The organism is Micromonospora antibiotica, assembly GCF_017599305.1.
Lineage (GTDB): Bacteria > Actinomycetota > Actinomycetes > Mycobacteriales > Micromonosporaceae > Micromonospora > Micromonospora antibiotica.
The window spans coordinates 120,928-134,669 of the sequence record NZ_JAGFWR010000018.1 but is presented as its reverse complement, the minus strand read 5'-3'; the positions used below and the strand labels follow the sequence as shown (position 1 = coordinate 134,669).

The following is a 13,742-nucleotide window of genomic DNA, read 5'->3' as shown; positions in this document are numbered from 1 at the left end:
GGCCTGCCTGACCAGCGCCTTCGCCACGGTACCCACCGCCACCCGCGCAGCCGTCTCCCGCGCACTCGCCCGCTCCAGAATCGGCCGCGCATCCGGGTGACCGTACTTCTGCATCCCCGCCAGGTCGGCGTGGCCGGGCCTGGGACGCGTCAACGGGGCGTTACGGGCCTGACTCGCCAACTCATCCGCATCCACCGGGTCAGCGGCCATCACCGTCCGCCACTTCGGCCACTCCGAGTTCCCCACCCGGATCGCCACCGGACTACCCAACGTCAACCCGTGCCGCAGACCACCAACGACCTCGACCTCATCCTGCTCAAACGCCATCCGCGCACCCCGGCCATAACCCAACCGACGCCGCGCCAACTCACCCGCGATGTCACCAGAAGTCACCGCCACCCCAGCGGGAACCCCCTCCAACAACGCCACCAGAGCCGGACCATGCGATTCACCTGCAGTCAGCCAACGCAACACGACGGTCAGTCTGTCACGCCCGGTGCCGGCGTCGGCACCCTGTCCGGCCCGTCCCGCCCTGCGGACGCCGAGCTGCGCCGGGCGGGCCGCCGACCGGGTTCACGACCAGTCGAAGCGCATACCCAGTCGTTGTTCCAACGCCGCGTTGTGCGGGGCGAAGTGCGCGCTCAACTCTTCCCGTACCTGCTCGGGCATGGCGCTGCTGCGGCGGTGGTTGTGCGCCTCGTACGCGGCGAGCTGGTGCGGGGGCAGGCCGAGGAAGTCCAACACCCGGGCGTACGTGGCGGCCGGCTCGGCGTACAGCGTCTCGCTGGGCAGGATCAGCAGCTGGGAACGGTCGAACCGGTCCAGCCACGGCGTCAGGTGCTCCAGGTAGCGGCCCCGGGCCCGGTAGGTGTACCAGTCGTACGCCTCGCTGAAGTACGTCGGGTCGGCGATCAGCCGCTCCCGCTCCCCCGCCGTCCGCTCCTCCTCCCGGGCCAGCGCCTCGACGAAGTCCAACGGCTCCCTGCCCTCGGTGCGCCGCTCCTTCCAGTGCGAGTACGCCCGCTCCACGGGGTCCCGGAGCAGGAAGATCAACCGGACGTCGGGCATCAGCTCGGCTACCCGCTGCGCGGCGAGCGGGTGGAACATGTACAGCGGGGCGGCCTCACCGACGCGGACCGGCCCGCCGTGCCGACGTTCCAGGGCCTGCCGGTGCCGCACCGTCGGGAAGTGCGAGCGGTACCACGCCTCGCCCCGACCCCAGTTCTCCTCGAAGTAGTGCGAGGTCTTGGTGTTCCAGGCCGGGAAGAGCCGGGGCACCAGGGGGTGCGCCAGCAGGTAGCGCCACAGCGAGGTGGTGCCGCCCCGCTTGGTGCCGGTGATCAGGAAGTCGGGCAGCGGCCGACGGTCGCTGGTGCGTTCGCCGTACCGGACCAGCGAGCTGCGTACCTGGTGGGTGACCTGGTGCGGGACCACACCCTTGAGGCGGTCGCGGATCGTCATCGTCTCCCTCTCGTCACGCCGGTTTCGGCCTGAGCATCGTCACGGCGGCCTCGGCCTGAGCGCCTCATGCCGGTTTCGGCCTGAGCATCGTCACGGCGGCCCGGACCGTACCCCGGACCCGCCGGTCCAGCAGCAGCCCGGCGGCGACGACCGCCAGCACCGCCAGGGCCAGCGCCAGACCGGCCACGCCCCGGCCGGCGACCAGCGCGCTGAGCACCGCCACCACGGCCGCACCGCCGCCGGCCCCGAGCGCCGCCCAACCCACCGACCGGGTGAGCAGCGGCTCGCCGATCGCCACCCGGGCGGCGATCGCGGCCAGCACGTTCTCGGCGACCACGCCGGCCGTCCAGGCGTACGCCGCGCCGAGCGCGCCGTGGTCGGGGATGAGCAGGAAACCCAGGCCGACGGTGAGCGCCAGCCCCACCACGGTGGCCTGGAGGTGCCGGGTGCTGTTGCCGCTCATCAGCAGCATGGTCTGCACGATCCCCACCCCGGAGTTGACGAGCATCGCGAAGGCGAGCACCGCCAGCGGGGCGGCCCCGACGGTGAACCCGTCACCGAAAAGGCTGAGGAACCCGGGCGCGAACACCGCCAGCAGCAGGTACGCCGGCCAGGACAGCAGGATGATCACGACGGTGACCCGCCGGTAGACCAGCGCCGCGTCGGCGGTGCGCCCCTGCCCGAGCAGCCGGGAGAGCTGGGGCGCGACGGCCACCCGCAACCCCTGCATGATCAGCAGCCCGGCCAGGGCGTACCGGCCGACCGCGCCGAAGACACCTGACTCGTCCGCACCGGCCAGCGCCGAGGTGAGCAACACCCCGACCCACATGCTGCTCGCGTCGATCGCCGCCGACACCGCCCGGGGCAGCGCGAAGCCCCAGAGGGTACGCCAGTCCGCGCCGTCCGGCCGCAGCCGCGCCCCCGCCAGCACCCCGAGCGGACGCAGCAGCAGGACGGCGGCGGCGACCACGGCCAACGCCACCGGCAGCAGCCAACCGCCGAACCCGACGGCCACCCCGGCCCCGGTGGCGACCGTCGCCAGCAGCAGTACGGGTCGGGCCAGCGGCACCAGCACGTACTGGATGCCGATCACGGCGGTCACCGGCCGGACCGCCCGGACGGCGGCGAGCAGCACGGTCATCGCCACGGTGACCGGCAGGGCGAGGAACGCCAGCCGCAGCAGCGTCGGCCCGTCCGACCGCTCGAAGAAGACCGGGGCGAGCCGGTCGGCGGTGAACGCGCCCACCGTCGCGACGACCCCGGTGAGCAGCAGGACCGGCAGCAACGCCACCGGCAGCAGCCGGGCGGCGTCACCGTCGACACCGGTGCGGCGTCGGGGCAGCGCCCAGACCAGCGCGGTGTCCGCACCGGCGCAGCAGATCGCGCCCAGAATGGAGACCACACCGATGGCGGTGAACAGCGCACCCGATCCGTCGGTGCCGAACCCGCGCACGATGACCACGGTGAGCAGGAAACCCAGCGCGCCGTTGACCGCCGCGCCGACCAGCCCCACCGCGCCGCTGCGGGCGCTGCGGCGGACCTCCCCGGCGCCGCTCGCCGCGTCGGAGGTGTCCGCCACCGGCCCGGCCGGTGCGTCGGCCGCCGTGGCACGGCGGTCGACCTGCCGGGGAGCCGCGGGTGTGGTCCCGGTCCCGGTGCCCGGATGGCTCATGTCCGCTCCCTGCCGTCCTCGGTGCCGGTCTGGTCTGCGGTCCGGGTGGCGGTCCGGACCGGTGGGGTGGGCACGTCGGGCCGGGCCGGTTGCACCACGGTGGGTGCGTCCACCCCGCCACCCGGACGGGACCCGCCGCCCGGAGCCGGGGCCGAGGTCGGCGGTGGGACCGACGGCCGGGCCGAAGCCTGGGCGGCAGCGGGCACCGGCGGTGAAGGCGGCCGGGGCGAAGCCTGGGTGGAAGCCGGCACCGACGGTGGGACCGACGGCTTGGCCGAAGCCTGACTGGCGGTCGGCACCGGCGGCGAAAGCGGCCGGGGCGAAGCCTGGGTAGCGGCCGACACCGACGGTGGGACCGACGGCCGGACCGAAGCCTGGGTGGCGGCCGGCACCGGGTGCGGCGCAGCGGCGGAAGCCGGAGTCGGAGCGGAAGCCGGAGCCGGGGTCGGAGCGGAAGCGGGAGTCGGAGCGGAAGCCGGGAGCGGGGGCCAGGCCGGGGCCGGGGCCGACGGCGACGCGCTCCGGCCGGCGGGAGCGGGAGCCGGGTCCGCAGCGGGACCTGGGGCCGGATTCGGAACCGGAGTCGGGCCCGGGGTTGGAACTCGGCTCGGGGCCGGGGCCAGCACTGGGGCTGGGGCCGGGGCTGGGGCTGGGGTCGCGGGGCGGGGCGGGACCGGGGTCGGGGGTGGGGTCGCGCCCCGGGGGGCGGGCGGGGAAGCGCTGGCCGTGACCCTGGTGGGCGGGGACGGGACGCTGGCGGTGGCCCGGCCACGCGTGGCCGGGGCGGTGCCGGTGGCGCTGGGGGGCGGGACGGTGGCCGTTGCCCTGGTCGGCACGGATGCCGTTCCGGTCGCCGCCGTCGGCGGGCCGGTGAGCGCCGCCGTCGGCGGGCCGGTGAGCGCCGCCGTCGGCGGGCCGGAGGCCGCCGCGGTGGGGCGGGGTGCGCGGGGCTCGACGACTCCGGGCGCGAGGGTCACCGGGCGGTTCACCGGCCCGCTGACCGCCGCCAACCCGACCCCGACCGCATAGAAGATCACCGACATGTTGGGGTCGATGTAGGCGTACACGGGGATCACCACCAAAGCGATCACCGGGATGGTGCTCAGCCACTGCCCGGCCGGGGAGACCGCGCCGGCGAGCCGCTTGGCGATCAGCACCAGCCAGGCCAGGAAGGCGACCAGGGCCGGGATGCCGTGGCTGTAGAGCACCTGCCAGATCATGCCCTGGGTGCCCAGCGGCTCCTCGGCGAGCGTGGTGTCGACGCTGTTGGGTGCGCCGTACCCGAGCAGCGGCGAGCGTTCGACGGCCTGGAGGGTACGGACGTAGAGGTCCATCCGGTCGACGTTGGTGTCGGTGCTGCTGACCCGGTTGTCGATCAGCTCCTGCACGGGCACCACCAGGCTGACCACCCAGACCAGCAGCACCAGCCCGCCGATCGAGGCGATCAGCTTGGCGTTGCCCCGCACCAGCGCCCGCAGGCCCAGGTAGGTCAGCCCCGCGCCGAGGCCGAGGAACATGCCCCGGTTGAGGGTCATGAACGCCGGCACCATCGACAGCGGCAACGACACCAGCAGCGCCACCCGGAACTTGCCGGTACGCACCGACGTCAGGTACGCCAGCACACACGGCACCAGCAGCGCGTACGCCGTGCCCCAGTTGTTGGTGTACGGGTAGGGCGCGGCGGTCCGGTAGATCGGGGCGCGCGAGATCGGGTTGAACTCGTTGGCCCGCACGTGGGTCAGCGCCTGGATGAACCGCTCCCCCGACATGCTGCCCGGCAGCAGCAGTTCCATCGGGGTGGTGAGCTGGAAGCGGGGTGCCAGCACCGCCAGCCAGCCCAGGGCGACCACGCCCAGCCAGTACCAGCCGAGGGGGCGGAGCACCTGGGCCCAGGGGACGCCGTCGCGGACCAGGTTGTAGACGTACACGCAGACGATCAGGGCGGTGACCATGAAGCCGAGCCGCAACCCGGAGGTGAGGTAGGCGGTGGCCCGGTCCAGCCGGGTGAAGCTGAGCAGCACCAGCGCCAGCAGCACCATCCAGCAGGCCGTGCCGGTGGGCAGCGCCACCCGGCCCCGGGTGACCATCAGGCCCAGCAGCACCAGTCCGAACGCCGACCAGCCGAGGTAGAAGCCGCCGAGCGCCCACCACAGCGGCATCAACCCGAACATGGCCAACAGCGGCCAGGTGGGCAGCGGCGGCAGTCCGGTCGGCGACGTGCCGGCCCGACGCCGCCGGTCAGACACCTCGACCCCGACGCTGGGCCAGTCGGAGCACCCGTTCCCCGGAGAGCAGCCCGAGCACCACCGGGACGGTCACCAGCACCCGCTTCTCCCGGGGGTTGAGCCGGACCACCCGGCCGAGTTCCCGGACCGCCTCCCGCCGCCGTCGGCCGGAGGCGAGCGCGAAGGCGATCTGGCCGTGCAGCCGGGCCAGGCCGGTCCGGCTGCCCGCCAGCTCGGGGTGCTTGTCCAGCAGGTAGCGGGTGGCCTCGACGATGGTCGCCCAGCGGCCGAAGAAGAACGATCCGCCGTGCCAGTCGACCACCACCAGCACCTCGGGGACGATCACCACCGGGCCGTGCGCGGCGATCCGCAGCAGCCACTCGTAGTCCTCGCCGTAGCCGCCGGGCAGCTCCTCGTCGACCGGGCCGATGGCGTCCCAGGTCGAGCGGCGGATCAGGATGGTGCTGGAGTGCACCTCCATGATCCGGTCCTCGACGAAGTCGGGGAGGGTGACCTCGGCCCGGTCGAGTTGGCGTTCCTTGGCGATGCCGGGGCCCTCCAGCCGGATGCCGCAGCTCGCGGCGGCGGCGTCGGGGCGCTGCGCCAGCAGCTCGACCTGCCGGCGCAGCTTCGCCGGCAGCCAGAAGTCGTCGTCGTCGCAGAACGCGACCAGGTCGGCGGTGGCCTCGTCGGCGCCGGTGTTGCGACCGCCGGGCAGGCCCTGCCGGTGGGTGTTGTTGACGTAGCGGAGGCTACGGCCGGCCGGGACGTCCACGGCCAGCTCGCGCAGGTCGGTGTGGTCGTAGACGACGATGCACTCCACCGGGCCGGGGTAGTCCTGGCCGAGCACGGCACCCACGGCCCGTTCCAGCAGGCCGGGCCGGTCCCGGGTGGCGATCACCACGGTCACCGGCGGGTGCTGCCCGACGGCCGTCGACTCAGTCACGTTTCTCTCCCGTCACCACGAATCCGACCGGCTCGACGCCCACCGCGCGCAGCCGTTCCACCAGTTGGCTCAGCCGACCGGTGCGGGTCTTGTCCCGGGCGGCGACCAGCACGGCCCGGCCCTCCCGGGCGGCCCGCACGCCCCGCTCGTCGTGCAGGGCGGGTGGCGCGTCGATCACGGTGACGCCACCGCCGGTCGGGGCGTCCAGCGGGACCAGGTGCACCGCGCCGGACCCGATGCGCAGCTCCTCACCGTCGACCGCGGGGGTCTCCTTGGGCAGCACCCGGGGGATGATCTCGGTCTTGTCCGCCGAGGTGGTGGTGGAGCGGTAGACCCCGCCGTTCTTCGGGTCCTCGGTGGGGAACGGCCGGGGCTTGCGGACCGGCTGGATGATCATGGTGTCTTCCGGGCTGCCCATCGGGGCGGTGGCCGCCGGTGCCGGGACGGCGCTGGGCGCCGGGCGCGGGCGGGGCACCCGGGGGCGGGTCGGTTCGGTGGCCGGGTGGCGGCGCTGGGCGTCCTGGAGCAACGGCCGGATCCGGTCCCGGCTCTCCGGGGCCACCCCGAGCCGCACCTCGTGCCCGCTCTGGGCGAGCGCCGCGGCGATCCCGGCGGTGACCTGTTCGCGTCGCTCGTCGGCGGCGCTGGACAGCAGCACCAGCGGCAGCGGTCTCGGCCCGTCCACCCAGCGGCTCAGGGCCAGCACCAGGTAGCGCAGGTCGGTGTCGGAGAGCCGCCCGGAGCGGTCCCGCCCGACGGTCCCCAGCAGCGGGGCACCGACCAGCGCGGACGCCTCGTCGGCGGTACGCACCCGGCGGTCCATGGACTCCCGGACGAAGGCGACCAGACCGCCGACCAGCAGCCCGCCGAGCAGCCCGGCGACCAGGATCAGCGGGGCGGCGTCCCGGCTCGACGGGACGGGTGCGCGGGCGGCGCTGGTGACCGATCCGGGGCTCAGATCCGCCGAGCCGATCTTGGAACGCTGCTCGGCGAGGGTCGCCAGCTGGTCGTTGAGCGCCCGCAGCTGGTCCAGCAGGGCGCTGGTGCGCGGCGACGGGGTGGAGGAGTTCTGGTTGGCCGGCAACGACCGCTGGGTGGTGGTGCGCTGGCTGGTGACCAGGGCGATCGTGTCGTCGTACGACTTGAGCACGGCGGCGCGCTGGTTCTCGTACATCCCCTTGCGCAGTTCGAGGTACGCCTCGGCGGCGCCGTTCGCGCCGTCCACCGCCTCGGCCTCGCTGTGCCCGGAGTAGCTGAACCGCATCACCTGTCCACCGACCGGGGTTTCCACGGTGAGCGCGTCGGCCACGCCGGTGGTGTCCCGGCCGGTGATCGAGGCGACCTTGTCGATGACCCCGTTGCTGGTGGCGATCCCGCTCTCGGCGGTCATGTTGACCGCCCGGTCGGCACCACCGGAGGGCACCGAGAAGGGGTCGGTGACCACCGGTCGGACCACCACGGCCGTGGTGGCGGTGTAGGTGGCGGGAAAGACCAGCAGGTAGGCGGCCACCAGCAACAGCACCAACCCGGTGGCGGCGAGCACCGTGCGCCACCGCCGCACCGGGATACGGGCCAACTCGGCCAGGCCGACCGGGCGCTGCCGGGCGGGAGTGACGTCGGTCACGTCCATCAGTCAGGTCCTCTAGCGATGAGGGGGTGGGCAGGTCGGCGTGGGCCGGACGTCGGCCCCGGTGCGAGCCGCCGGTCGTCCTATTGTCGCCGACCGTTCACTTATGGTCGACAGCCGACCGGTCCCCTGCGCGACGGGCGGCCCGCCGGTGCCTCGAGGACACCGGCGGACCGCCCGTACCAAAGGTGGATCAGGAGGTGGCGAAGAACAGCGTCTTGCTCGACCAGTCCACGCCGGCGCTGGCCGGCGCGATCTCCACCGAGGCGGCGCCGTCGACGGCGACCTCGTCGAACGGCACGGCGCGCAGCGAGCCGTTGGTGTTGCCATAGACGATCTTGCCGTTGACCCAGGCCATCCCCCGCACGGAGCCCCAGTTCAGGCCCACGCTCGGCAGGGTGAACTCGGTGCAGCCCACGATGTAGCCGTCCGGCTCCAGGTAGCGGTAGAACAACTTGTTGGTGCCGGCCTTGGTGTAGTACATCCGGCCGTCGAGGTAGAACGCGCCGGCCATGGTCGCCGGGTTGAACCAGTCGTTGTAGCCGCTGCTGACCCAGGGTGCGCCCACCGAACCGCCGGTGAACATCGACACACCCAGGTAGCTGCCACCGGCGGCGGTCGGGTCGGTCTTCGACCAGTAGAGCTTGTTGCCGACCGAGAAGGCCGCGCCGGACGCGGTGAGGTTCGCCTGCGCGCTGGCCACCGGCGTGCCCACGGTGCTGCCGTTGAACGACACCTTGGCGGTCTGCCCGTTGCCGGTCCCGACGTACAGGTAGCCCGACGACGCCGTCGGCGCGTTGGTCGCCGCGACCGTACGCCCACCGGCGAGCGGGAACAGGCCCAGCCGCCCGTGGTACTCGTTGCCGAGCCCGTCGGAGTCGAAACCGGCCAGCAGACCGTTGCTGCCCCGCCACAGCTCCCACATGATCGGGCCCCAGGTGGTGGTGCCCGCCGGGGCGCCCGAGCGGGTCGGGTTCCAGACCAGCGGCAGGCCGTTGATCGGGTCCAGCGCGCCCAGGCCGAACCGGTTGATCGCGCCGGAGCCGGCCGAGTCGTTGCCGTTGGCGTTGCTCAGCCAGCGGAAGTGACCGCCGACGTAGACCACGTTGTCGGCGACCTCGACGGAGGTCACCGAGTCGGTGCCGGTGTAGTTGACCCAGGTGGCGTCCATGGCCGTGCCCCGGTCGGCGGTCTCGAACCGGGCGATGGCGTCGCAGTACGCCCCGTCGCCCCGGCCGCCGTCGGCGATGATCACGAAGTACGAGCCGTCGTCGGAGAAGTCGACGTCACGGGCGTAGAACGGGAACGAACCGCTGTAGCAGGGCGCCACGTAGCGCTGGGTGCTCCAGTTGGCGACCGCCGGGGTGCCGTCCAGGTCGACGACCACCACCTGGTTGCGGGGCTGGCCGTTGACCTCGGTGAAGTTGCCCACCGCGACCAGGGTCTTGCCGTCGGGGGCGACGGCGAGGCCCCAGACCAGCTCGCTGCTGGCGCGGGCGACGCTGGCGTCGATCTGGAAGCTCGGGTCGATCGCACCGGTGGTCGCGTCGAGCCGGGCGAGCAGCGAGTGCTGGGTGCCGTTGACCCAGTGGAACGCGCCCGCGATGTAGAGCTTGTTGCCGACGACCACGGTCCGCCGGACCAGGCCGCCGTCGCTGCGACCGACCCAGCCGGTCACCGTCGCGCCGGTGGTCGGGTCCAGCTCGACGAGGTTCTTGCGGCTGACGCCGTTGACGTTCATGAACGAGCCACCGACGATGAGTTTGCCGTCGGGGCTCGCCGCGAGGGCGTGCACCGCGCCGTCCAGCGTCGGGGTGAAGTCGGCCTTGAGCGCGCCGCTGGCCCGGTCGTACGCGAACAGGTAGCTGCGGCTGGTCCAGCTCGCGTCCCCGCTGGCCTTGATCGAGGTGAACGAGCCACCGACGTAGACGGTGTTGCCGATCTCGGCGAATGCCTTGGTGTCACCGTTCTGCGCGTGCGGGATGTTGTCCGCCGGGTTCGCCGAGGTGAGGGTGCTGGTGACCGGCGTGAGGTTCGCCGCCCGCGCGGGCGCGGCCAGCAGGCCGGCCGCGAGCACCGGTACGGCGAGAGCGGCGAACCACCGCCGCCACACCGGTCGAGACGTTCTGTGTTGCACTGGCGCCCCCAAAGATGAAGTGAGATCACGCGTAGCTTGCTCTGCCCGGACATTTCGCACCATCAACCGACCGGTCCACTCGGCCACCGGCTCGGTCCGGTCCTGCCGTACGGGTCGCGTCCGGACGACCCACGGAGGACGAGGATTGCGCATCGACCGGCGGGACCCGTCACCGGGCCGCCCGGTCCCGGCCGGCCTCACGCCGGCTCCGCCCACCGGAACGGCGGGACCGTGCCGGTGGTGGTGACCGTCCAGGATGCCGCGCGGGCCAGGTCGTCGGCCGTGACGGCGTCGGCCTCCCGGGCCAGCACCAGGCCCCGCCGGTCGAGTTCCCGGGCCATCTCGACCTGGTGGTCATCGACGTGTTCGCCGTGCCGGGCCCGGCGCGGCACGTAGACGGCACGGCGTCCGGCCCGCATCGCGGCCAGCGCCGAACCGACCCCGGCGTGGGTGACGATCACGTCGGCCTCCCGCATGGCCTGCTGCATCTCGGCGTGCGGCACCTGCCGGCGGGCCCCGGCCGGCATCCGGGGGATGCGGGTCGACCCCACCTGCCAGAGCACCTCCGCCTCGGGGGGCACCACGTCGACCAGGCGTTGCAGCAGGCGCGGAAAGCCGAAGCGGGACTGGGTGCCGAGGGTCACCACGATCCGGGAGACCGGGCGCGGGGCGGCGGGTGCGGGCAGGTAGCCGTCGAAGATGGAACCGCCGTAGCGCCACCGGCCGTCCGCCCAACCGGGGTACTGGGTGTAGAGCCGGGTCCGGGGCACCCGGGCGACCAGCCGACCGGTCAGCGACGGGCCCTCGGTGCGGGTGGCGCTCTCGATGTAGTGGCAGTCGAGGCCGTGCCGCACGGCGGGCAGGAAGAACGACATGGCGACGCTGGCACCGGTGCTGACCACCCGGCGGAACCGTCCGCCGCAGAGCACCCGGCGGGCGGCCAGCAGGTCGCGCAGCGCACCGACCGGGTCCCGGGTGGCGGCCGGCGGCACGTGGATGACCTCGTGTCCGTCGAGCAGGGATCGGCTCTGCGGGGAGTCGAACGTCGCCCAGACGCAGTCGTCCTGCACCCCGAGCCGGGGCAGCAGATCGTGCAGCTCGGCGAGGTGCCCACCGGTGGAGGCGACGAGGAGGGTGGTCACGGTGGTGGCCCAACTTCCGTTCGAGGAGTGGTGGGGGCCGGGTCCGTCGCGGCGCGGGGAGGGGTAGCGCCGGTCCGGACGGGGAGGGGGTCAGGTACCGGTGGTCAGCCGGTCGGCGTTGGCCGGTGCCGGGTCGGCAGGCGTCCCCGGCGGGCGGACCCGGCCGTCGACGACCAGCACGGCGAGCACCATCACGCCGGTCAGCAGGGTGCCGAAGAACCAGCCGCCGAAGACGTCGGTGAGCCAGTGCTTCTCGGCGTAGATGCGGGTGTAGCCCTCGACGGTGACCAGCACCGCCAGGGCGGTGACCAGGCCGATCAGCACCCGGCGGGGGATCCGCCAGGTCAGCGCGGCCAGCACCAGGATGGTGCCGAAGGTCATCAGCACCCGGGCGCAGCCGCCGGAGGGGTAGGTGCCCAGGTCGGTCGGCGGGTGGCCCCGGTCGACGACCTTCGCGAGGATCGTCTGGGTGTACTGCTCGACGACGAACTGCAACGGCATCGCCACCAGCGGAATCCACCAGCGGCGGCGACGCCAGGCGATGGCGAAGCCGATCGCGGCCACCACGGTCACCCACTTGAGCGGGTAGCGGTCGCCGATCGGGGAGATGAACAGGTTGACGTCTTCCCAGAAGCCGACCCGGTGGGCGTGCACGTAGTCGAAGACGGGGTGGTCGACGTGGGGTTCGAGCCGGGAGATCGCCTCACCGAGCGGCCAGCAGACGGCGACGACCGCCGCCGCACCGGCCAGCAGCACCACCAGCGCCGCTCCGGTCCGCCCGAACGCGGCGGTCAGCCCGGCGAGGGCGATCCGGAAGCGTTCGGCCGTCCGGCCGGTGTCGACGGCCGACGCCCACCGGGCCGCCAGCACCGGAACTGTCAGCAGGGGCACCAGCACGGCCAACACGGCCAACACGTAGACGATGGTCACCTGGGGTCACCGCCGCCCGAACGGCCGGCGGCCGGGGCGCAGGTGACCCCGAACTGGTTGACGCGTGACGATCCCATCGTGCTCCCTGATTGTGCCGGCCATCGGCCGGGCCTCCCCACACCCCGGACGAGGTCCCCACGCCGTCCCGGGCCGCACCGACCACGCCGTCGCCGGCCAGTGGTCATCGAGTGGGGCCACCCTAATGGAACGTGAGCCGGCTTCGGTAGCGGCGGTGACGGCAGTGTGGGCTTTTCGCCGTTTTTCCGGTCGGGACCCCGACACTTGTCCCATTCACCGGGAGAAACCGCCGGTCAGGGGCGGGGTGAGCCCAGCCGGTCGGCGAGCGTGTGCAGCAGTGCGGGGTGCAACTTCGCACTCCAGCCGCCCCCGCCGGCGGCCAGTTCCGCCGTCCGCAACCACAGCTCGACGAGATATGCGTCGGCGACGAATTGACGCCCCGCCGGGTCCAGGCCGAACGCCGGGCCGTGCCGGTCCAACAGCTCGACCATGTCGCCGGTCGCCCCCGCCACGTCCCGGCCGGCCAGCGACAACGCGCTCTGGAAACCCTGGTGGGCGAGGTCGAACCCGAGGGGCCGGTCGGCGCCGCTGTTCTCCCAGTCCCAGACGACCAACCGGCCCCGGTGCCGGCCGAGGTTCCACGGCACCCAGTCGCCGTGCCAGTGCCCGAACTCCACCGGCCGGTCGCCGTCACGGTCGACGAGGGCGGCCAGCGCCCCGACCACCGGACCACCGGCGGTCGCGGCCCGCGCGGTCAGATCGGCCAGGAACGCCGAGCCGCGCAACGGGCGGCGGGCCGCCGCCGGGCCACCGCGCCGGGCCACCGCCAGCATCGCGGCCACCTCCGGGCGCAGCGGGTGACGCGGCCGGCGGATCCGGGCCGGCATCGGCTCGACCAGGGTCACCGCCAGGTCACCCCAGCTCACCTCGTCCAGCAGCCGGGGCACGTCCGGGAAGTCACCGCCGTCGCGGGGCAGCTCCCGCAGCGCGGCGGCCTCCGCGCGGACCATCGCCCGGGTCGCGTCGTTCCACCCGATCTTCGCGTACGCCCGCGCGGCACCCCGGTCGTCGAAGAGCTGCAACGTCGGCTTGTGGTGCGGGTCCGGCGGCCGGATGCCGATCGCGGCGTGCAGCCGTCGGCCAGCCAGCCGGCCCAGGTGCTCGGCGAGCAGCAACTCGGCCGGATCGGCGTCGGTGGGCACCGCGACGGTCAACACCGGCATCCGGGCCAGCCCGGTCGCCCCGAGCCCGGCCAGCATCCCGACGGCCAACCGGTTGGCCCGCACCCGGGGCGGGCGCAGCGCGTTGTACGCCAGGGTCGACGCCGCGCCGACCCGGCGGGAGACGAGCGGGAGCAGGAACCTGGCCCGCTCCACCGAGGGCACCACGGCGTACCGGACGGCCGGGCGGTGGGTGGTGGGCACCGGGTCGGCCGGACCGCCGAGCCAGAGCCGGGGGTCACCGAAGATGGCCCGGGTCACCCAGCCCAGGCCGTCCTGCCGGGTCCGTGGGTCCGCCACCGCCGTCATGCCCTCTCCCGTCCTCGCCCGAGCGCCGCGCGCTGGCGGACACGATAGGGGCAGC

10 protein-coding genes are annotated in these 13,742 nt (G+C 73.7%); all 10 read right to left on the bottom strand.

Annotated features, from left to right (window positions below; translation table 11 throughout):
* On the bottom strand, positions 1 to 474 hold a 474-nt coding region (locus tag JQN83_RS24405), incomplete at its 3' end, for a chorismate synthase (RefSeq protein ID WP_208569489.1).
* A gap of 99 nt (positions 475 to 573) precedes the next feature.
* Positions 574 to 1,461 carry a sulfotransferase family protein gene (locus JQN83_RS24400; RefSeq protein WP_208569488.1) on the bottom strand — a complete coding sequence of 296 codons (888 nt, stop codon included), beginning with the start codon at positions 1,459 to 1,461 and terminating at the stop codon, positions 574 to 576.
* A gap of 64 nt (positions 1,462 to 1,525) precedes the next feature.
* Positions 1,526 to 3,133 (bottom strand): lipopolysaccharide biosynthesis protein, encoded by a 1,608-nt coding sequence (locus JQN83_RS24395; RefSeq protein WP_208569487.1) that lies wholly within the window; start codon positions 3,131 to 3,133, stop codon positions 1,526 to 1,528.
* A complete protein-coding gene (locus JQN83_RS24390) occupies positions 3,130 to 5,379 on the bottom strand; it encodes an O-antigen ligase family protein (protein WP_208569486.1) in 2,250 nt (749 codons plus the stop codon). Before JQN83_RS24390 ends, JQN83_RS24395 begins: the two co-directional genes overlap by 4 nt.
* Entirely contained in the window at positions 5,372 to 6,304 is a 933-nt protein-coding gene (locus JQN83_RS24385; protein WP_208569485.1) for a glycosyltransferase family 2 protein, read from the bottom strand. Before JQN83_RS24385 ends, JQN83_RS24390 begins: the two co-directional genes overlap by 8 nt.
* Positions 6,297 to 7,934: a GumC domain-containing protein gene (locus JQN83_RS24380; RefSeq protein ID WP_208569484.1), complete on the bottom strand. Its 1,638-nt coding sequence runs from the start codon at positions 7,932 to 7,934 to the stop codon at positions 6,297 to 6,299. The genes JQN83_RS24385 and JQN83_RS24380 overlap by 8 nt, the downstream gene beginning before the upstream one ends.
* A 190-nt stretch (positions 7,935 to 8,124) precedes the next feature.
* Positions 8,125 to 10,131, bottom strand: coding sequence for a delta-60 repeat domain-containing protein (locus JQN83_RS24375; protein WP_208569483.1), 2,007 nt, complete (start codon positions 10,129 to 10,131; stop codon positions 8,125 to 8,127).
* 134 nt (positions 10,132 to 10,265) lie between these two features.
* Positions 10,266 to 11,210, bottom strand: a complete 945-nt coding sequence (locus JQN83_RS34220) for a glycosyltransferase (protein ID WP_208569482.1) — start codon at positions 11,208 to 11,210, stop codon at positions 10,266 to 10,268.
* Positions 11,211 to 11,300: 90 nt separating this feature from the next.
* Positions 11,301 to 12,140 (bottom strand): phosphatase PAP2 family protein, encoded by an 840-nt coding sequence (locus JQN83_RS34215; RefSeq protein WP_208569481.1) that lies wholly within the window; start codon positions 12,138 to 12,140, stop codon positions 11,301 to 11,303.
* Between the two features lie 311 nt (positions 12,141 to 12,451).
* Complete coding sequence (locus JQN83_RS24360; protein WP_208569480.1) at positions 12,452 to 13,687, bottom strand: hypothetical protein; 1,236 nt, start codon at positions 13,685 to 13,687, stop codon at positions 12,452 to 12,454.
* Between the last annotated feature and the right edge of the window lie 55 nt (positions 13,688 to 13,742).